12 protein-coding genes are annotated in these 21558 nt (G+C 60.2%); 10 read left to right on the top strand and 2 right to left on the bottom strand.

Going from position 1 to position 21558, the window contains the following annotated elements:
* The first annotated feature begins 60 nt into the window (after positions 1 to 60).
* Positions 61 to 1440 (top strand): alkaline phosphatase family protein, encoded by a 1380-nt coding sequence (locus tag EXY20_RS10985; RefSeq protein ID WP_167859161.1) that lies wholly within the window; start codon positions 61 to 63, stop codon positions 1438 to 1440.
* Positions 1441 to 1850: 410 nt separating this feature from the next.
* Here the strand turns inward: EXY20_RS10985 and EXY20_RS10980 are convergent, their stop codons facing one another.
* The gene (locus EXY20_RS10980) at positions 1851 to 3617 is read right to left on the bottom strand and encodes an MORN repeat-containing protein (RefSeq protein ID WP_135550762.1); all 1767 of its coding nucleotides are present in this window, start codon (positions 3615 to 3617) and stop codon (positions 1851 to 1853) included.
* Between the two features lie 45 nt (positions 3618 to 3662).
* Positions 3663 to 4049 (bottom strand): DUF4280 domain-containing protein, encoded by a 387-nt coding sequence (locus EXY20_RS10975; protein WP_135550759.1) that lies wholly within the window; start codon positions 4047 to 4049, stop codon positions 3663 to 3665.
* A gap of 534 nt (positions 4050 to 4583) precedes the next feature.
* Here EXY20_RS10975 and EXY20_RS39465 point away from each other — a divergent pair.
* The 9 genes from EXY20_RS39465 (at position 4584) to EXY20_RS10930 (ending at position 20219) form a co-directional block, all read left to right on the top strand.
* Complete coding sequence (locus EXY20_RS39465) at positions 4584 to 8750, top strand: stalk domain-containing protein (RefSeq protein WP_135550755.1); 4167 nt, start codon at positions 4584 to 4586, stop codon at positions 8748 to 8750.
* A 342-nt stretch (positions 8751 to 9092) separates the two neighbouring features.
* Entirely contained in the window at positions 9093 to 11870 is a 2778-nt protein-coding gene (locus tag EXY20_RS10965; RefSeq protein WP_167859160.1) for an adenylate/guanylate cyclase domain-containing protein, read from the top strand.
* A 124-nt stretch (positions 11871 to 11994) separates the two neighbouring features.
* The gene (locus tag EXY20_RS10960) at positions 11995 to 12513 is read left to right on the top strand and encodes a GNAT family N-acetyltransferase (protein ID WP_135550751.1); all 519 of its coding nucleotides are present in this window, start codon (positions 11995 to 11997) and stop codon (positions 12511 to 12513) included.
* A 78-nt stretch (positions 12514 to 12591) separates the two neighbouring features.
* A complete protein-coding gene (locus tag EXY20_RS10955) occupies positions 12592 to 15705 on the top strand; it encodes a cyclic nucleotide-binding domain-containing protein (protein WP_135550749.1) in 3114 nt (1037 codons plus the stop codon).
* Between the two features lie 23 nt (positions 15706 to 15728).
* Positions 15729 to 16145: an ATP-binding protein gene (locus EXY20_RS10950; RefSeq protein ID WP_167859159.1), complete on the top strand. Its 417-nt coding sequence runs from the start codon at positions 15729 to 15731 to the stop codon at positions 16143 to 16145.
* Between the two features lie 27 nt (positions 16146 to 16172).
* Complete coding sequence (locus EXY20_RS10945) at positions 16173 to 16508, top strand: STAS domain-containing protein (RefSeq protein WP_135550745.1); 336 nt, start codon at positions 16173 to 16175, stop codon at positions 16506 to 16508.
* 58 nt (positions 16509 to 16566) lie between these two features.
* Complete coding sequence (locus tag EXY20_RS10940) at positions 16567 to 18054, top strand: PP2C family protein-serine/threonine phosphatase (RefSeq protein ID WP_135550743.1); 1488 nt, start codon at positions 16567 to 16569, stop codon at positions 18052 to 18054.
* Between the two features lie 82 nt (positions 18055 to 18136).
* Entirely contained in the window at positions 18137 to 19726 is a 1590-nt protein-coding gene (locus tag EXY20_RS39460; protein WP_207671250.1) for an eCIS core domain-containing protein, read from the top strand.
* Between the two features lie 289 nt (positions 19727 to 20015).
* The gene (locus EXY20_RS10930) at positions 20016 to 20219 is read left to right on the top strand and encodes a cold-shock protein (protein ID WP_135550741.1); all 204 of its coding nucleotides are present in this window, start codon (positions 20016 to 20018) and stop codon (positions 20217 to 20219) included.
* Positions 20220 to 21558 lie beyond the last annotated feature (1339 nt).

The following is a 21558-nucleotide window of genomic DNA, read 5'->3' as shown; positions in this document are numbered from 1 at the left end:
GGGCTTTCTTTTTTTCTTTGACTTGTATAACGTCAGCAAAATGAAACCGGAGGGATGGCAATGACCAACACGTTGGTTGGCAACAAAGAGTCTCGCGTTCTCCTGATCAGTATCGACGGTATGGCGCATTATTACTTGAACGATCCGCACGTGCGCATGCCTCATTTGCGCAAGCTGATGCGGCAGGGGGTGACGGCGGACAAGATGGAAAGCGTTTTTCCGACGGCCACGTGGGCAATTCACACGAGTCTCGCAACGGGCGCGTATCCCCGCAAAACGGGGGTGCTCGGCAATTGGGTGGTGGATCGGCATACCGGGCAGGTGGGCGAGCATTTTGGCGACCGGATGTGGGGCAAGGAGGAATCCGTCAACTGCGAGACCTTGTACGATGCGGCCAAACGTTCGGGATGGACGACGGCGTCAATCTGTTGGCCGGTCACCAGAGGGGCGGCAGCGATTGACAGCAATATCCCCGAATTTTACGAGCAGGAGCTGTTCGATGCGTATTGCACGCCAGGGCTTATGGAGGAGCTGAAGGAGGCCGGACTTCCGGTCGAATGTTACGGCAAGTGGAGCACCGATCATGCCAGGGGGCCGATGCAGGATTGGCTGACAGCGGAGATCGCCAAATATCTCATCCGGACGAAAAGTCCGCGGCTGCTGATGATGCACTTCTTGCTGCCGGATAGCCTTCAGCACGATTACGGCACTCGCTCCAAGGAGGTATATTGGTCGCTCGAGCATACGGATGAACGAATCGGCGAAGTGATTGCCGAGCTGGAACGGCAGCAATTGCTGGACGCGACGACGATCTTCGTGGTATCCGATCATGGCTTCGTCGACACGATTCGTTCCTTCTATCCGAACGTGCTCTTCAGGCAGCGTGGCTGGTTCGACCCGGATCGGCCCGACGAGAGTCGCGTCATGGCGGTATCGAACGGGGGATCCGGCTACGTGTACGTGATGGAGGACGACCCGGAACGCAATGAGCGTCTCCGCGAGGAAGCAAGAGCGGCGCTTGCCGGCACCGGAGTGGTGCACAAGATATTCGAGCCAAGCGAATTTCCTTCCATCGGGTTGCCCGCGGGAGGCGAGCTGGATCGTTTCCGTCCGGATTTGGCCTTCGTCGTGGAGCCGGATTGTTTCGTGCATTTTGAATCGAACGGCGAACATGTCGCCCGGCAACGGGCCAAATTTTACGGGATGCACGGGTACCTGCCCACGCTGGATGAGATGAAAGCGATATTCGTCGCTTCCGGGCCGACGGTACGTTCGGGGCTGACCATTCCGGAGATGAGGATCGTTGATGTTGCGCCTACGATCGCCAGGCTGATCGGCGTGGAACTGCCGGCTGCGGATGGCCGGGCGCTCGATACGATCTGGAAGGAGCAGGAAGGTAATCCTGCCGGGGGCATCGTCCCCCCAGGCCAAAAAAAATGACCTGCAAGCAGCGGGCTCGCAGGTCCAAGATAATGCTATATCAAAAAGGGGGTCTTCTTTATTATCGCGGCCAAACATTAACTGAAGATGAAAGCAACGTTACGTTTATATGACAAGATATAGAGCGCTTTATTTGGAAATTAAACATCGATATCGAGCACAGCAATGAGGAGAATGTAGTTCCCGGCAAAAAAAATGACCCGCAAGCAACGGGCTCGCAGGTCCAACGTGAATCTATATCAAAAAGGGGGTCTTCTTTATTATCGGCGATAAACGTTAAACGAAGATGAAGCGGACATTACGTTTTCGTTACAAGCTATAGAACGCTTTCATGGCAACTGGCCGGTCCAGGGCGTGACTGAACACTCGCTCAGGTGCAATCTGCTTTCCTCGGAGTGTTCAGTCACACCCTACTCCTTCGAAATCCGGCCGATCTCCAACTGGTTGGCGGTGCCGGTTTTGCGGTGGTGGGTAACGGTGTACATGAACGAGTCCTTAAAGTAAACGTTCAGATACGCATCCGAGCCGGCATTGCGCTTCAGTTCCAACTGATTGTAGCCGAGCGCGTTCGGCTTGTTCGGATCGGCAAAGGTTTCGATCTCCGGGACGAAGACGGACAGCGGCTTGCTGCCCCATAACGCGACGCCGGTGACGATCGCCTCCTTCGGATTTTCCGGCGTCGTTTCGATCGTGAACGCCATCTGCTGCTCGTTGTAGTTCATCGTCAGCTTGACGATCTCGGAGCTGGCTGCTGCTGCGGACGGGTCGGCGGCAGCAGTTGTTGCGGCGCCAGTAACGGGAGCCGCTGTGGTTCCGGCAGCTCCCGTCGAGGCCGTCGCTGCACTGCCTGCCGCGGCTGCCGTGCTGCCCGCGGCTCCTGCGCCGCTCGCCGTCGTTCCCGCGCCGCCGGCTGACCCTGCTGCATCCGCCGCAGCGTCGGAAGCAACCGCGCTGTCCGGCGCGACGATTTCCGTCGGTTTGCCTAGCATTTCTTCGATCTTTTTGCTGGGCAGCCCGAGGAAGTTTTGCAGCTGCACATGCCCCGCCGCAAAAAACGCTTTGACCACCGTCCCGCCATCTTGATCGAGCAGCGTGCCTACTCCTTCGTAGGCGCCGTTCGCGAACTCGCCGCGGTAGACGGGTTTGCCTTCCTTGTCGTAAGCCTCGCCGACACCGTTCGGCTTGCCGCCGGCGAACGTGCCTTTGTAGACCGGCACGCCGGCATCGGTGAAGCTCGCGCCTTCGCCGTTGTAAACGCCCGCCGCAAAAGCCCCCTTGTACTTCACAAAACCGTTCGGGTACAACTCGGTGCCGTCGCCGGCGTACAACCCGCTTTTGAAGCCGCCTTCGTATACGATCGCTTTGTTCGCGCCGTACAGTTTGCCTGCGCCGTTATACTTGCCTTCGGCGAACGCGCCTTCGTACAGCAGCGCGCCGGATTCGTTGTACAGCTTGCCCTCGCCGCCGTAAGTCCCCGCGCTGAACGCGCCTTCGTATTGCAAATCGCCGCTCGGAAAAAACAGCTTGCCCGCGCCGCCGATTTTGCCATTCTGGAACTCGCCGACGTAGCGGATTTTGCCATCGGGATAAAAATCCATGCCTTGCCCGTTCATCGTGTCCGCCGCGAACTGACCTTTGTACAGAAGCGTGCCCTTGTCGTCGTAAAGCGTGCCGCCGCCGGCCTTGAGCCCTTTGTCGAACTCGCCTTCGTACAGCAGCTGCCCGTTGTCGGCATACAACTTGCCTTGGCCGGCGTACAAGCCGTCCTTCAGGCTGCCCTTGTAGCGGGCGACCTTGCCGGTAGGAGGCAGCACTTTGGCATTGCCGCTGAATTTGGCCGCTTGGGAGGAAGCTTCGCGCAGGACCGGGGTCGGGTAGAACCACTTTTTGACAAGCGGAGGCGGTTTGATGAACAGGAAGAAGCTTAACACGAGCACGCCGATAAAAGCGAAAGCGACGACCCGTTTGGACACGTAATAACGGCCGATGGAGACGTAGTTTTGCAGCGACGTTTCTTTGGTGCCGAGAAGCGTTTTGAAGAAGTTCTGGATCTTCTTGATGATGATGCCCGGCAGCTTCTTCAAATCGCGAAGCGGTTTGAGCAGGTTCCGGATGATGGGCAGCGCAACCGGCTTGAATATCGTTTCCATCGTTTTCACGAAACCGTTGTCGCTCACGTCGTACGCCCCTCCTTCAATTGATGGTGTGCCGGTTCCGGCCGGCTATGGGACCTGGATCTGCATTTGGCCCGGCATATTGATCTGGATGACGCCGCCCCAGTTGCACATGCACTTGGAGCTGTTGTTCAGCGCCGGCATGTTGGCGACCAGCACCGTCGGACAGCCCGGCGCCCACGGCGCGGCGGTAACCGGTATGCACGGCATCGGCGTAAGCACGCCAAGCGCGGCTGCGGTTGCGGCGGCAACCATCGGGTTGGCCATCGAATTGCACATGCCGAACGGCAGGATGTTCACCATCGGCTTGTTGTCCATGATGTTCGCGATCGGCATGGAGGTCATGACGCGATTGGCCGGCAGCACCATCAGCGAGCTTGGCGCTACGCCGAAGCTGCATTGCAGCAACGCTCCCCCGCATACGATATTCCCCATATCTTGGCGCCTCCTTCGGACGCCGCGGCGGACGTCGAAGTTTGTCGGATGGAATGAAAAACCGCTGTTATGTACTCCGCTTAGGCAATTTTCGCAAAAAAGCCATTTTTTATGGACTATTTAATGAAAATTGAGCGGTATTGGCGAAATAGACCATGTTTCCACTGGTTATTTCGTGAAAAACCCCGTTTTCGAGGCGGGTTGGGTGCGAATAGGCCCTATTTTCACTGGCTATTTTGGATGAGAGCGGGAAAATCCCGCGAATAGGCCATTTTTTGTGGCTTATTTGGGATGACCGGTTTGTTGCCGGCGGTGTCCGCAAGATCATGTCGGTTTGTGGGACATCTTGCTAACTTATCGTACTACATTAATGTTGCGCGGAGCAATACAAGTTTCGCCAGTCAAAACGATTGCTGGAAAGGCGGCAAACCGTACAGAAGCCGCACTATTGTGGCATTTATCACCAAAATACAGGGTGCGCTGCGTCGGCAAGTATTGTAGTATGAAAGTAACAGCTTGGCGGGAGGAATCGGATTGTTGTATGCGTTTGTTGTCAAAAGGTGTCTGATCGTTGCGTTGGCGATTGCGGTGGCGCTGCCGGCCGGGACGGCGTTTGCGGCGGGAGAGGAAGCGCGGGGCAAGCTGCTTTCGCTTCAGGATGCCGTTGCGGCCGGTCTGAGGGCAAGCTCCGCCGTTCGCGACGCCAAGGCCGACATTACCAAAAAGAACACGGAGCTGAAGCAGGCATACGAAGCGGTCCGAAACCAGAACGACAAGGACAGCGGCCTGTTCGCCAAACCGCATAGCCTGAGCAAGGATCTGGACGTCCGGTTCAAAATTCCGGAAGCGCAAAAGCAAGTTTACATGGCCCAAGTGGCGCTGCAGGACAAAATGAGGGCGGCGCAATTCGACGTGCAAAAGCAGTATTTGGCGGCGCTGCAGGCGATGTCGGCGACGACGGCGGCGCGGACGAAGATGGAAGCGGCGAACCGGAAGCTCGCCGACACGAAAACGAAGGTCCGGCTTGGTCTTGCGGACGGCAAGGCGCGGGAGGAAGCCGAACAGGAGCTGGAGAAGGCGAATTCGACGCTCAAGCAGGCGGAGCTAGCCTATAAGTCGTCGCGCATCGCGCTTGGCAGCAGCATCGGGATGAATCTCGAGAGCGGCTTCACATTCGGCCTCGAACCGGATTACGCCAATTTGAACCAATCGATGCTTTGGTATTACACGGCCGGTGCGGAAAAGACGAATCTCGGCCTGCTGCAGGACGTGCAGGACAGCCGGCTCGCGGTGATGAAAGTCGACGTCACGCGTCAGCTGTACGCCGCCAAGTTCGGGGCCGGCCGCGTCAGTCTGATCGAAAGCTTGTACAAATTTACGGATACCGATTATGACTTGTTCATGGCGGGCTACGAAGAAATGTTGACGAAAATTGCTGCCGACTGGGAGGGGTTGTTCTGGTTCGGCATTTTGCCGATTCCGAAGACGCTGCTGCAGGGCGAGTTCGACGGATTGCGGTATTTCGACGATCTGAAGTATTCGTTGCCGGTATCGATGATGGATCAGAACAAGGCGGTGCTGAAGGAAAAAGAAAGCCGCATCGCGCTGATCGACGCCATCAAAGCTTCTTATCTGGACGCCAAAGGCGCGGAAGAGGCATACGCCCAGACGCTGCGCGACGAAGAGAAGGCGAAGAACGAGCGCGAAGCCGCCGCGAAAAAAGCGAAACTAGGCCTGCTCGGCCAGGACGGCGTGCAGCAGGCCCAGGAGGCGGTCGACCAGGCGGGCCAAACGGTATTCGCCGCACAGATGGCGTACAAAACCGCGTTGTTCAAGCTCGATTACGACACGGGCGGGGCCGTGGGGCCGACGCTGCGGCCGGGCGTGCTGCCGTACAAGGAAATCGACGACGGTTTGGCGCCGATGGGCCAGCCGCCGAAGAGCGCCGCCGCCGCCGGCTCCTGGACGGTGAAGGAGAAGGTGCCTTCGCTGGTCAGCGAATTTGCGGTCAAGCCGGATCCGAAGCTGAACGCGACGCATTATGCGCTGTTTACGACCGGCGGCAAACGGATCGGCAAAGTGACGCCGGTGAAAAAAAGCATGCGCCAGCCGAGCGCGATGTTCGCCAGCCCGGACAAGCTGAAGCTGGTGCTGTACAGCGGCAAGGAGCCGATTCTGGAAGCGGCGCTTGACGGCGCCGGCGCGTCGGGCACGCTGCAGCAGGCGCCCGTCTCGGACGCGACGCGCGAGCAGGCGGCCGCCGCCGTGGAGGCGACCGCACAAGCCGAGGCCGCCGCTGCGGCGGAAGAGGCGGAAGCGGGCGCAGGGGAAGGTGCGGGCGCAGGTACTGATGCGGGAGCCGGTGCGGGCGTTGGTGAAGGCACAGGCGCTGGAGCAGGCACGGGAGCAGGCACGGGCGCAGGTGCGGGCGTTGGTGAAGGCACAGGAGCAGGTACGGGTGCCGGAGCAGGTGCAGGTGCAGGTGCAGGTGCGGGAACGGGCGCCGGAGCAGGTACAGGCGCCGGAGCGGGAACAGGAGCAGGAACTGGTACAGGCACGGGAGCCGGTACGGGAACAGGCACAGGAACTGGTGCAGGCGCAGGTTCCGGAGCAGGCACAGGCGCTGGAGCAGGTACGGGTGCCGGAGCAGGTACAGGAACTGGTGCGGGCACAGGAGCAGGAGCAGGTACGGGTGCCGGAACAGGCACGGGAGCCGGTACGGGAACAGGCACAGGAACTGGTGCAAGCGCAGGTTCCGGAGCAGGCGCGGGAGCAGGCACAGGCGCTGGAGCAGGTACAGGTGCCGGTGCAGGTACAGGAACTGGTGCGGGCACAGGAACAGGAGCAGGTACGGGTGCCGGTGCAGGTACAGGAACTGGTACGGGCACAGGAGCAGGAGCAGGAGCAGGAGCAGGAGCAGGAGCAGGAGCAGGAGCAGGAGCAGGTACGGGAACAGGCACGGGAACAGGCACGGGAACAGGCACGGGAGCCGGTACGGGAACAGGCACAGGAACTGGTGCAGGCGCAGGTTCCGGAGCAGGTGCGGGAGCAGGAACTGGTGCAGGTACGGGGGTAGGTACCGTTGCGGGCACGGGCGCTCCGGCGAAACCGGCCAGCGCTGCGCTCGCGGGCACGATGATTATCGGCACGTTCATGGTGACGCTCGATGCGTTGACGCCGGAGCTGTACAACGCGGCCAAGGAAACGATGCAGGCGTCCGGCCAGGGCGTGCTGGTCAAAACCGACGGCGGCGCCTGGGTCGACGCTTCCAAGCTGAACGATCAAGGCGATGCCGACTCGCCGGGCAATGCCGTCAAGGCGGACAAGATCGACGCGATGAAGCTGACCGTCAAAGCGACCAAAGCCGGCGCTGCATCATCGATGCTGACGGCGGCGCAGCTGCAGCAGGAGAACGAGCGGCTGACGAAGGAGAAGGACAAGCTGCAGGCCGCGTTGGAAGAAGCGACGGCGGCGCAGAAGCCGGCCGAAGCGGCGCAGCTGGCGCTCGAGAAGAAAAACGTCGAGGCGCAGATCGCCGCGAACGCCGCCATGCTGAGCGGCGATGCGGCTGCCGCGCTGAAGCAGCTGCAGCTTGTCGGCAATCCCGACAAGCTGGCGGCAGCGATCCAGGCGGAAAGCGACGCCGCCCGGGAGAAGGAACTGCAGGCGCAGCAAGACAAGCTTGCCGCCGACGCGCAGCAAGCCCGCGCCGCTGGCGACACCGCCGCCGCTGCGGCGCTCGAGGCGCAGCGCCAGGCGGTGGCGGCGCAGCTCGCCGAGCAGCAAGCCGCCGCGGCCGCCGCGCAAGCCGATGCCGTCGCCGCCGCCAAGGCGGACGCCGCGGTAGCGACGGCGCAGCAGCAGCTCGCGCAGGCGCTTGCGGCCGGCAGCGCCGAAGCGGCGTCGCAGCAAGCGCAGCAGCTAATCGCGGCGCTGGCGCAGCAGGCTGCGGCCGCCGCCGGTTCGGCGGCCAGCGCACAGGCGCTGGAGCAAGCGCAAGCGAAGCTGGAGGCGGCGCATGCGGCCGCGGTCGCCGCCGGCGACGCGGAGCAGGCGCAATCGCTGGCCGCGTCGCTCGCGGGAGTAGCCGACGCCATCCTGCTTGCGGCCAAGGAAGAGTTGTTTCTTCGGCTCGATGCCGGCGAAGAGCTGGCGGAGCAGATGGCGGCGCAACTGCAAGCGGATGATCCGCTCGCCCCGGCAATCGCGGAAGCGATCGCCGCGAGCGGGCAGGAGACGCTGCTCGCCATCGCCGCCAAGGAGAAAGAGAAGTATTCGGCGGAAGAGTTGGCGGCGCTGGAGCAGGCTGCGGACGCCGTTCGACAGCAATTCGGAGCGGATACGCAGCCGATTCCCGCAGAAAATGTCGTTTCCGGCGATAAGGTGATTAAATTTGACACGCCACCTGTTATAATAGACGGAAAGGCTTATATACCCATTCGTCCGGTTTCCGAATCATTCGGCGCCGCCGTCGCTTGGGACGATGCAACGATGACGGTAACGATCAGCAAGGACGGCGCGACAATCGTGTGTACGATCGGAAGCGGCACGGCCTACATAGACGGCTCGCCGGTGCCGCTGGATGCGGCGCCGGAGCTGATTCTCGGCAGAACGATGGTGCCGCTGCGCTTCATCGCCGAAGGGCTCGGCATGACGGTTGTCTGGGACGACGCGACGCACACGATCCGCTTGGCGGAATAACGCCATCGGCATCGGTATCGGCGCTTCGCCGACGGCTGCAGCCAGCCGAATAAGCCTCGTTTCCCCGGGAGTCCGCACTCCCGACTGAAATAAGCCCGATTTTATTGGCTATTTCGCCCCAAATGGCCGACAACAACGAAATAGCCAGTGAAAACACTGGCTATTCGCGGAAAAAGCTCCATTTTGGCGCGGTCAGACCGAAATAACCAGTGAAAACACTGGCTATTTCGCTCGACACGGGCAAAAAAGGGTAAATAAGCCACTTTTAATGGGCTATTTTCGCGGAAAGCCCGAATTGTGGAGAAGACGCATGATCAAGCAATGGAGCGAGGTGAACGGACGATGAAAAAATCGATCGCGGTGCTGCTGGCGCTTGTGCTGCTGCTGGCGGCCGCCGGCAACTATTTGTACCGCAACTGGTCGACGCTGCGGCACTTGCCGACGGAAAACGCGATGAAGCTGGGCAACATGTCGCTCGCCGTCACCGACGACGACAACAATGCTTACATCATAGGCGGGTCCAAGAAGACGATCATCAAAACGGACGCAGGCGGAACGGTCGCCTACAAAATCCGCCAGCCGTCCGACCAGCCGGACCTGATGCACAACTTCAACGATTTGGCGGTCGACGGGAACGGCTTCCTGTACACGGTCGACACGCTGCTCGACTCCTTCGGGTTCGTCGTCAAGGAGGAGCGCGTGATCCGCTACACCCCGCGCGGCGAATTCGACGCCGAGTTGTTCCGCATCGATTCGTCAAAGCTGAAGAACGGCAAAGGCGACAGCCTCATGCGCGTCGGCAGCATCAAAGCGCTGCAGCTGCGCGAGGACGGCCTTTACTTTTTCCTCGACGAGGTATCGAAGTTTACGCTCATGAAGGTCGCCAAAGGGGAAAAAGAAGCGAAACCGGTCTACACCGGCACGCTGCCGGACGGGAAAACGCTGAACGAAGTGCGCGGCACGGCTCCCGGCTCGATCGTCTTTTCGACGCGAAGCGGCGAGGTGTATCGCGATCTCGGCAACGGCAGCTCCGAACTGCTGTATCCGCTGCCCACCATCGACCGGACACGGCTCAATTTCCCGGAAAGCATCGGCATCGACGGCAAAGGGCGCCTTTCGTTCATCGATTTCCGGCTGAAGATGATCAGCCGCATCGACCGCGCCGAGCCTTACGTCCTGGAATCGCTGCTCACGGAGGAAAAGGCGCAGGAGCTTGGGCTGGACCTCGATTTCTTCGACCTGTACGCGATCCGCGTGGCGCAAGACGGCGCCGTAACGGTGGCGTCGGGCACCGAAGTATTCCGGCGCGCGGCGGACGGCTCGATCGACTTGAACATCCGCGCGTCCGACCTCCACTACTCCGCCGCCATCATGTCCGGCAGGTGGCTCGTCTGGGCGGTCGCCGTCGTATCGGCGCTGGGGCTGCTCTGGGCGGTCAAGCTGCTGTACGTCAACATCATGCGGCGCCGCATCTCGCTCATTTTGAAGCAAATTTTCGTCTTCGTGCCGATTATCGTCGCTTCGATGGGGCTGCTGTCCTACGTGGTGTACACCAACTTCTCGGCCAAGCTCGAAGACGAAACGATTCGCGAGCTGGCGCTGCTCGCCCGCAACGGGCAGAACCTGATCGACGGCGACCGGCTGGAGCGGATCAAATCTCCCGCCGATTACATGGACGCCGACTTCCGGCTGTTTCACGACAAGATGAAAGGGTTGTTCGAGAGCGACCAGTTCAATTTCGAAGGCTTCTACCGGGCGCTGTACAAATACGAGAACGGCCAGCTGTATCGCATCATCGAGGACGACGACAGCTACAACATGTTCCGGCCGTTTCCGACGACGGAGCAGAACTCGCTGGTTGCGCAGACGGGCGCCATCGTCACGGATAAATGGAATGACGACACCGGCTACTGGATGTACGCCATCGGCCCGGTCTACAATTCAAGCGGCAAAATCGTCGGAGTTTACGAAACGAGCAAAAACCTGGAAGGCATTCTCCAGCACCGGCGAATGATTCTGGTCAGCACGATTCGCAATATCGCCATCATTACCTCCGTGCTGCTCGTCGTTTTCCTGTTGATGACTTACTACATGCTTTCGTCGATCCGCAAGCTGCGCGGCAGCGTAACCCGGTTCGCCAAAGGCCAGTGGGACGCCGTAGTCGATATCAAGACGCGCGACGAAGTGTCCGATCTCGGCGACAACTTCAACTTTATGGCCGGCCACATTCGCGATTACATCGTGCAGATCACGAACGCCAGCGAAGCGTATTACCGGTTCGTGCCGCAGCAGTTTTTGCAGTCGCTTGGCAAGGAAAGCATTCTCGACGTTCAACTCGGCGACCAGGTCGAGAAGGAAATGCACATTCTCGTCTGCAACATCCGTTCCTTCTACCAGTTTTCGAAACGGCTGACGCCGGAAGAGAACTTCAACTTCATCAACTCGTTCCTGAAGCGGTTCTCGCCTTATATCCGCAGCCACGAAGGCTGGATCAACAAATATTTGGGCGCCGGCATCATGGCCCTGTTCTCGAATGCGGCGGACGAGTCGCTGCTGGCGGCGATCGAAATGCGCAGGGAACTGGAGCTGTACAACGTGCACCGGGATCACACCGGCTACGTGCCGATCGACATCGGCATCGGCATCCATCGCGGGCCGCTGCGGCTCGGCATCGTCGGCGAAGAGAAACGGATGGAAGGCAACGTCATCTCGGACGACGTGAATGTCGCGTCGATGGTCGAGAAGCTGACGGATACGCTTGGGGCATCGATTTTGATTACGGATGACTTCGCCCGCCAACTGAGCGGCAATACGTCGTTCCAGTACCGGAATCTGGGGCTGATCCGCGACGAGGACAGCGACAAGCCGCTGCAGCTGTACGATGTGTACCAGGGCGACCCGGATACGATCCGGACGCTGAAGGAGCGGACGAAAGCGCAGTTCGAGCAAGCGATCCAGCTGTACCAGGTCGGCCGCTTCTACGATGCGCGGGAAGCGTTCGTGCAAGTCATCAAGATCAATCGCCAGGACAAGGCGGCCAAGCTGTATTTCTACATTTGCGACGAGTACTACCAGAAGGGCGCTGCCGCCGACTGGAACGGCACTCTGTACGTATCGTAACCAGGCAGGCTAAAAGGGAGCCATTTCCGGGGCCTCCGCAGCGTATCTGCATCCGCATCGAAGACACGCCCAAGTCCCGATTCGTGGGGATATCTTGACAAGGCGAAGGGCAGGGAACCGTCTTATGGAGCAGTTGAAGCAAACCGCATCCGAACGATCGTATCTCGTGCAGGAAATGGAAAATGAAGCGCAGGCGCAGCGGATCGGCGACTTTTTCCTGTCGCCGCATTCGTTCGACGATCAGCGCTATACCCCCGGCGAGCAGGAAATGTTCCGCAACCGGCCCCGCCAAAGCCTGCATCAGGGAGGCGACCGGTTCTGGTTCGTGGAGAACGAGCGGGGAGAAGTAATCGGCGCCTGCAACATCAAGGAGAACGAGCATCGCACCGGCGGCTACATGTGGGATTTTATCGCCGTGCACCGGCAGTACCGCAACCTCGGCATCGCGCGGCGGCTGTACGATACGATGATCGCGTTCGTTCGTTCGCGCGGCGGCCGCTACATTCTCACCTACACGTGCGACTTGCCGGAATACGCGCCGATTCAGCGCATGTTCGAGGGGCGCGGGTTTACGCTAGTGGGCACTTGTCCCGACTACTACTACGACGGCGAAGCCATGCTGCTTTACAATAAAAAGCTGTAGGAGATCGCAAGTGGCCCAGTGTAAGAACGGCTGGCCCCGGCGGCGACCTGCGGCGAAGCGACAAGGATTTGATATGCGTTGACAAAAGCATTGCGATTGCTGGGGCTGCGGGCGGAGGATACGCGCAAGCTGTGGATTATGGCGCCGGTTTTCCTGTGCGGCGGGATAGCCGAGCTGCTCAACTATTCGGGCTTTATGGCGCTCTTCAACCAGCGTTTCGGCGTGCAGCATTTGCCGCTCATGTACATCGTCGAGGCGATGCTGCTGCCGCTGGAAGGCTGGCTGCTGGCCAAGATGGCGAGTCTGCTGCCGAAGCCGAAGCTGATGCGCACGCTGTATTTGCTGATGGCGCTGGCGCTGCTGGCGAACGGTCTTGTGCTGCTCGGCTTCAAGCTGGGCGGCATCGATTTCATCTACTATTATCCGATCCTGTTCCTCTCTTCCAACTTCGTCGTTCGCCAGATGACCTTGCTGCTGTGGGCCACGGCATTCGATTTATGTCCGACGCAGCAAGCCAAGCGGCTCATGCCGATCTTCGTGGCGTCGGCTACGATCGGCGGTATCGTTGCCGGTTTTGTCGCCCAGGTGTTCGTCAAATGGTTCGGCACGGAAGTCGTCTATGCGCTGGCCCCTGTCGTGCTGCTGATCGGTTACCGTTATTTCCGCCTGGCGATCGCCAAATATTTGGTTCCGCTCACGCTCAAGGCGGAGCGGAAATCGGAAGCGGCCGCCGCACCGCAGGAAGAAGCGCTGACTACCGGCCAGTATGCGCGCCTGATCGTGGGCAGCCCGTTCCTGCTGTGCGCGATGGCGCTGATGACGCTGATGCCGGCGCTTTATTTTTTGATCGAATACCAGTATTTTAACGCGGCGCAAACGACCTATCCGAACGAAAGCGACTTGACCGCTTTCTACGGCATCGTCATCACACTGCAATTTACGTTCTCGCTGGTACTGCAAACCGTATCGACGCGGCTGATGAACTGGCTTGGCGCCAGCAACATGCTGCTGGCGATTACGGTCGTGTTCCTCGGCGGCTTCGCCGTCACGACGATGTTCGTCGGGGCGCCGCACAGCCTGGCGGCCGTTTCGTGCGCGTATGCGGTCATTTATATTTTGTATTATTATTTCGCCGAGCCGTGCTACCAACTGTTCTTCAAAATGCAGCCGCTCGGCCGGCGCGACGGCATTCGTTACGTGGTGCAGGCGATCGCCGCGTCGGCGGGCATCCTGTTCGGCGCGCTGCTGTCGCTGCTGCATTCGTCCGGCTGGATCGAACTGACGCCGCAGGCGGCGATCGGTCTCGTTCTGGCGGTGGCGCTCGTCGCCACGGCATGGTACAGCCGCAATCTGTACATGAAAGAGTTGGTGCGCAGCGTGCAGACGCTGCACGACCAGCTGTCCGACATCGCCGAGTCGTTCTTCGGCGGCATCCGCCAGACGAAGGCGATGCAGGCGATTCTCGGCTACTTGCAGCATCCGAACGATTACGTGCGCGAGCTTGCGCTCGAAATCGCCGGCAAGGCCAAAGATCCCGCGCACCTGCCGCAGCTGATCGGGCTGATCCATGAGGACAGCCCGCGGATCAAGCTGGCGGCGCTGCGGGCGATGACGCTGCACGGCGCCGACTTGCAGCAGCTGGTGCAGGTGGCGTCGTTTCTCGAGGACGAGGACGTCGAGGTGCGCTCCGAGTGCGTGCGGCTGCTCGGAAGGGCCAAACATCTGAAGAGCCAGGCGCATTTCTTCATTCGCATGAAGCTGCTTGACGCGCACCCGCACGTCGCCAGCGAAGCGATTCTGGCGCTGTACACGCTTGGGAGCGACGAGAGCTACGCCGCCTGCGGCGAAACGATCGTCAAGCTGCTCGACACGGGCGGCGAATCCGCCGTGTACGGCTGCCGCACGATCGCGGCGCTTGGCCTGGACAGCTACGCCGAGTGGGTCGAGTCGCTGCTCGGCGACGACAAGCCGGCCGTCAAGGTGGCGGCGGCGGCGTGCCTCGGCAAGCTGCGGCGGCGGGAAACGGTGCCGCGGCTGCTGGCGATGTATCCGCTCGCCGACAAGGAGCTGCGCAAGGCGATCGTGCAGGCGTTCGCCGATATGGGCGAACCGGCGCTGTCCGATCTGTTTGACGGCATGAAGCAGCCCGATCCGCTCAGTTGGAAAGCGGCGGTCGTGGCGCTCGCCGGCATCCTGCCGGAGCGGCGGGTGCGCGAGCTGCTCGTGGACGCGTGTCTGGCGCGAATCGCCGATATCGGCCGCAACCGTGCGCTGCCGGAAGCGCTGCGCGCGCTCGGGTTGTCCGAAGCGGCCGCGCTGTGCGAGCGCCGCTACGGCGAAATCAGGGACGCGCTCAGCGACGCGGCCTGGGCGGTGCTGGCGGCGCTGGCCGACGAGCAGGTCGTCGCTACGATCCGCCAGGCCGTGACCGACGCGGACGACGACGTCCGCGAGAACGGGCTGGAGGCGCTGGCGGAAGGGCCGGGCGACCGGCGGCTGGCGGCGGCGCTGTTCGCGCTGCTGCAGCAGGATGCGGCGGCAGCGGCGCGACCGGCGGTTTTGGAGGCTGCGGCGACCCGCGCGGACGCGGGCGAAGGAAAGGCGCCGGTTCAGGCGGCGCTGGAGGTCGTGCGCCACGAAGCGGAAGCGGCGGGCGCCGACGGCTGGCTGCGGCAAATTGCCGGCTATGCGCTCGATATGGAAAGGCGTAAGGAGGCGGGCGACATGCAGGAGGAACGCAAGTTTTTGAGCTTGCTGGATAAAGTCGTGTTTTTGAAGCAGGTGGAGCTGTTTGCACATTTGTCGGTCGACGAGCTGGGGCTCATCGCCGGCATCGCTTCCGAGGAGGTTCATCCGGACGGCGCGTTCCTGATTCAGGCGGGCGAAACGTTCTCCCGCATGTACATCATCGTCGACGGCAACATCGAGCTGAGCGGCACGATGGCCGACGGTTCGATCGGCACGATCGGCGTACTCGGGCCGAAGATGGCGTTTGGCGAAACGGCCATTCTCGACCAATCCGCTTCGGCGGTGTCGGCGCAGGCGTTTTTTGACGAGGTGCGCGTGCTTGCGCTGCGCGGCGAAGACTTGGCCCGGCTCGTCAGGCTATACCCGGAAATCGGCATCGGCTTGCTGCAGGCTTCCGGTGCGCGCGTCCGGCTGCTGGAAAGCATGCTGATGAAAATGGGCTGACAGGAAACGGAGGTTGTTTCGCCGTGAGCGTAAGCGTATCGATTGAGCTGTACAATGAGCTTGGCGAGTTGGAGCGGCTGCGGGAAACGATCGAGCGGCTGCAGGCGGAGGCGGGGTTGGATCCGCAGCTCGCGTTTCACCTTCAGCTCGTATGCGACGAGTTGGTGACGAATACGATCAGCTACGCGTATCCGAAGGACGGGCGTCACGGCATTGTCGTGACGTTTACGGCCACGGAGTCGGAGGTGGAGATTCGCATCGTCGACGAAGGCGTGCCGTTCGATCCGTTCGCGCGGCCGGACCCGGACACGTCGCTCGGCATCGACGAGCGCGGCATCGGCGGCCTGGGAATTTATTTTGTACGCCAAGTGATGGATGAAGTGGCTTATACGCGAGAAGACGGGTGCAACGTCGTGAGGCTGGCGAAAAAACGCCGGTAGCAACTTGGAATCGAAGGAGATGCGATCATGGAGATTACGGAACGTACGCAGGGCGGAATCATCATTTTAACGCTGAACGGTCGGCTCGATACGAATACGTCAAGCTCGCTGGAAACGAAGTTCGGCCAGCTGTCCGGCGGCGGCAACAAGCTGTTCGTGTTCGAGCTGACCGGGCTCGATTATGTGAGCAGCGCGGGGTTGCGCATTTTTCTTGTGGCGGCGAAGAAGCTGAAGGCGGTGGGCGGCAAACTGGCGCTTGCCGGCATGTCGGCCAATGTCAAGGAAGTGTTCGATATGTCCGGGTTCAGCAGCATCTTTGCCATTTATCCGGGCGAGGCGGACGCCGTAGCGGCGCTGTCGTAAGCGGCCGGCAGGGGTCACAGATGTCACAGATGTCACGGAAGGAACGGAGGTGAACGATATGACAGCGGCGCTTCTCGTGCCTTATGCATTGGCCGCCGCAGCGGCGGGCGGGCTGATTTGGATGTTCGTTTCCAAACGTACGGCGGAAAAGGAACTGCAGCGCACGCAGCAGCTGTTTGAATTGAGCCTGGAAATGAACTCGACGATCCGCAAGCAGGATTTGCTGCGCAACATCATGGCCACGACGGCGAGTGTGATGAATGCGGAAGCGTCCTCGGTCATTCTCGTCGACAAGGAGAAGGGCGAGCTGTTCTTCGAGCTGGCGGTAGGCGACAAGGTCGATCAAATCCGCGAGATCCGGCTCAAGATCGGCGAAGGCATCGCGGGGTGGGTGGCACAGACGGGCGAATCGGTCAAAATCGACGACGCCGCCGGCGATCCGCGCTGGTCGAGCAAGGTGGCGACCCGCACCGATTACCCGACGCGCAACATGCTGTGCGTTCCCGTGATCAGCAAAGGCGAAATCGTCGGCGTGCTGCAGGTGCTGAACAAACGCGGGAACAAGCCGTTCAGCGACCGCGACGTGAAGCTGCTGCAGTCGATCGCCTCGCCGACGGCCGTTTCGCTGGAGAACGCGATGCTCTACGACGCGCTGGAGAAATCGATGCAGGCGCTGAAAGAAACGTACGCGCTCAAGGAGCGGATGGACAGCGAGCTCCGTATCGCCCGCGACATTCAGATGAGCTTCCTGCCGCGCGGGCCGTTCGCCAAGCTTGGCGTGTCGGTCAACCAGAGCGGCGCCGTCATGACGATCAGCGACGCCGGCATTACGTACGGCAGTCCGGCGGAGAGCGAGCAAGCCGGGTCGGCGGACGAGCATTCGTTTGGCGCCGAGGTGGACGCAATTTTGCGGCCGGCCCGCGAGGTGGGCGGCGATTTCTACGATTATTTTGCGCTGAGCGATACGAGCCTGTTTTTTGCGCTGGGCGACGTGTCGGACAAAGGCATTCCCGCGGCGCTGTTCATGGCGGTCACGATGACGCTGATCAAAGGCAAAATGACCGACGGCACAACGCCCGGCCAACTGCTTACCGCCGTTAATCGCGAGCTGTGCCGCGACGATTCGGGGATGTTCGCGACCATTTTCTGCGGGTTGCTGGATACGGCTTCCGGCGTGCTGATGTTCAGCGACGGCGGCCACTGTCTGCCGCTGCTTATTCGCGGCGACGGTTCGATCGAGCCGCTGCGAGGGACGAAAGGGCTGCCGCTCGGCGTGCTGGAGGATGCGCAGTATACGGACAACATCGCGATTATGGCGCCCGGCGAACGGATCGTACTGTATACCGACGGCATATCGGAAGCCGAGGATCCGGTTTATGCGCAGTATGGTGTCGAGCGGTTGACGGCGCTTCTGCAGGCGGAGCCGACCGATGTGCCGATGAACCAAAGCATCACGCGGCTGCTCCAGGACGTCGACCGGTTCGCCCGCGGGGCGCAGCAATCGGACGATATCGCCGTGCTGATGGTGCGTCGAAACGCGGGGTAAACGCTCGAAATGTTGTTGTATTTTCGACCTTTTCCGCCTATGATGGGTTTAGAAGAAACTGGGAGTACGGGAGGCCATTTCGATGTTGTCTCATAAAAGTCATGGCGGCAGTCGCAGCGGGGCAGGAAGTCATGCGGGTCCGTCCGGTCGTACGGCGGCGGGGCCGTCGGAGGATTGGCAGCAGAAAGCGGCAACGCCGTCGTCCATCACGCCTGGGGATGTGATGGGCATGCAGGCGGCGATCGGCAATCGCGGCGTACAAAGCTTGCTCGGTTCGGGCGGGGGGACGCGGCTGCCGGTGCAGGCGAAGCTGACGGTCGGGCCGGTGGGCGATGCGTATGAGCAAGAGGCCGACGCAAAAGCGAAGCAGGTGGTGCAGCACATTTCGGCTGCGAATCAGGGCGGCGGTTCCGTGCAGCGCGACGATGAGGAGAGCGGCGAAGGAGAAGGCGAGGACGAGCTGCAGATGAAGCCAGCGGCGGAGTCGTTGCAGCGTTCGCTGGGCGATGAGGAGAGCGGCGAAGGAGAAGGCGAAGACGAGCTGCAGATGAAGCCGGCGGCGGAGTCGCTGCAGCGTTCGCTGGGCGATGAGGAGAGCGGCGAAGGGGAAGGCGAAGACGAGCTGCAGATGAAGCCGGCGGCGGAGTCGTTGCAGCGTTCGCTGGGCGATGAGGAGAGCGGCGAAGGGGAAGGCGAGGACGAGCTGCAGATGAAGCCGGCGGCGGAGTCGTTGCAGCGTTCGCTGGGCGAGGAAGAAAGCGGAGAAGTCGACAGCAGCGACGCCGATGAGGCATTCGACGCGCCGATGGAGAGCGAAATGGACGAAAGCGAAGGCGACGATGCTCTGCAGATGAAGCCAGCGGCGGAGTCGTTGCAGCGTTCGCTGGGCGATGAGGAGAGCGGCGAAGGGGAAGGCGAGGACGAACTGCAGATGAAGCCCGCGGCGGAATCGCTGCAGCGTTCGCTAGGCGAGGAAGAAAGCGGAGAAGTCGACGGGAGTGACGCCGACGAAGCATTCGACGCGCCGATGGAGAGCGAAATGGACGAAAGCGAAGGCGACGATGCTCTGCAGATGAAGCCCGCGGCGGAGTCGTTGCAGCGTTCGCTCGGCGAGGAAGAAAGCGGAGAAGTCGATGGCAGCGACGCCGACGAGGCATTCGATGCGCCGATGGAGAGCGAAATGGACGAAAGCGAAGGCGACGATGCTCTGCAGATGAAGCCAGCGGCGGACTCGTTGCAGCGTTCGCTCGGCGATGAGGAGAGCGGCGAAGGAGAAGGCGAGGACGAGTTGCAGATGAAGCCTGCATTCGGGGCTGTGCAGCGCGACGCGGAAGACGGCGGTTCCTTTGCGCCACCGCGCGACATCGAGCAGCGGATTCAAGCCAAACGCGGCAGTGGCCAGTCGATCGAGGAGGGCACCCGAGGCCAGATGGAAGACGCGTTCGGCGCCGATTTCAGTAGTGCCAAAATTCACAATGACGCGGAATCGGACGAGTTGTCCCGCTCGATTGGGGCCCGTGCGTTTACGCTCGGCAACGATGTGTTTTTTCGCCAGGGAGAGTACAATCCCGGCAATGAGGCGGGCCAGGAGCTGCTGGCTCACGAGTTGACGCATGTCGTGCAGCAAAGCGGTGGAAGTGCCGGCGGCGGTGGCGGCGGAGGGGCGGAATAGTCGTCATGACCGGGGAAACCCGCGGTTGCCGGTGCGGTACCGCTGGCGAGTCAAGGAGCGTATTTCGACCAGTCGAAATACGCCCAAAAATTTTTGAGAGCGCTTTAATAGACGTGTTGCGGAAATGGCGGTTGTATGCTATGATGAAATCAATTCGGAAAGATCGACCTGAATTCGCACGTTCGAAAGGGGATCTCTTGACGGAGAGGTACCTTTTCGAATGTGTGATTTTTTATTTACGGTGGTAAATAGAAGTGACATATTAAACTTTATTTGGAGGTATGTTCAGATGGCACAGCAAGGCACAGTAAAATGGTTCAACGCAGAGAAAGGTTTTGGCTTCATCGAAGTTGAAGGCGGCAAAGACGTATTCGTGCACTTCAGCGCAATCGTCGGCGACGGCTACAAAACACTTGACGAAGGCCAACGCGTTGAATTCAACGTCGTTCAAGGCAATCGCGGACCACAAGCCGAGAACGTCGTTAAACTGTAAGATTTAAGGAAGCCCTCGAAAGCACGGTGCCATTTGGTATCGTGCTTTTTTGCATGTTTGCTGCAGCGCAGGAACTGGTGCCGACGTATCTGTTGCTGAAGCTTTGGTTCTACGGGTATGCCCTCGGTAAAACGAACTTCCAGTATGATTCCGATACGTACACGTAGCGGGTGTTGCCGTAGCGGCCGGCTGTCGGCTTGGACAGTGAAAAGTTCTCATCAAAAATTGACCCATGGTAAAACGATCCAAACGAGCGAATCTGTGATATCCTTACGGTTCCTATGCCGGAAAGGAGAGTAGATCGTTAAAAAGGGTTGCTTGGATAGTCTACCCGATATCTTTGCGATCGACCATACCATGTTGAAATTTATGAATGAGATTTCGTCTACTTTTCGAAATTGCTTCTCCCGAGCCGCAGCGTACGAGTGGTTCGTCGTAGTCGTTGTCGGTCTCATGGTGCGCACTGATTAACTCGGTGTCACTTCCATCGTGCGGGATCTGGCGCTGGGGCCGCGTCATTACGAGTCGATTCTTCATTTCTTTCGTTCCTCCGCCTGGTGCTGAAATAGCTGCAACGCGTTTGGTACGATGTTGTGAATCGGCATGCGCCGGTCGTACGCTTCCTCGGACGTGTCTTGCTGGTTAGCTGTGATTTTGCATATTATTCGACACATGTAAACGCTTTCTCAATCAATTTAGAACCGCTGTTTTCATGATCATTGCTACTACAATTTGCAAAATAATGATTACGATCAACCCCGCCAAAGGGAGCCTGTCAAGGCACGTTCTTTTGCCTTGACAGGCGGTTCTACCTTCCCACGCTTAATGGCTGCCCAGCAAGTCATTGCTGGGCTTGCTACACGGCGAATGATGGGGTGCAGGGAACGGTTTCCCCCGGAGGGAGACGGAAGGGGGCGGGGGAGGAATAACGTGATTACGTGCGAACGATTCTTGCTCATTGCCGAACTAATCTGATCTGCAGGACGGCGTAAAAGCGATCTTTGGCCGGGACGACTCATCCGGGGAGCCGCAAGCCTCCCATGTTGTGTAAGTGATCGATCAAGCGATTGCGGCCGCGGATATCTTTGGCAAGCGTTGCTCCTGCTTGACCGTTACTACCTGTCCATTCTCGCCCTGCAGTGGCTGAGGGCAATCGTTCACTTACGTCCGCTGTACACATCGTGACCCGAGCCAAGATGAATGTCGTTGCCTACGAGTCGCCTGCCACGAAGAAGCCAGGTCGAGGGCGTCCGCCGAAGAAAGGCAAGATGGTGAAGCTCGCCCGTGTTGTTTAAGACACGCGCAGCAGATTTTAACGGCCATGGTGACCCTCTACGGC

This window comes from Paenibacillus cymbidii, from assembly GCF_004764705.1.
Lineage (GTDB): Bacteria > Bacillota > Bacilli > Paenibacillales > NBRC-103111 > Paenibacillus_AN > Paenibacillus_AN cymbidii.
This window is presented reverse-complemented; position numbering and strand designations above follow the sequence as displayed.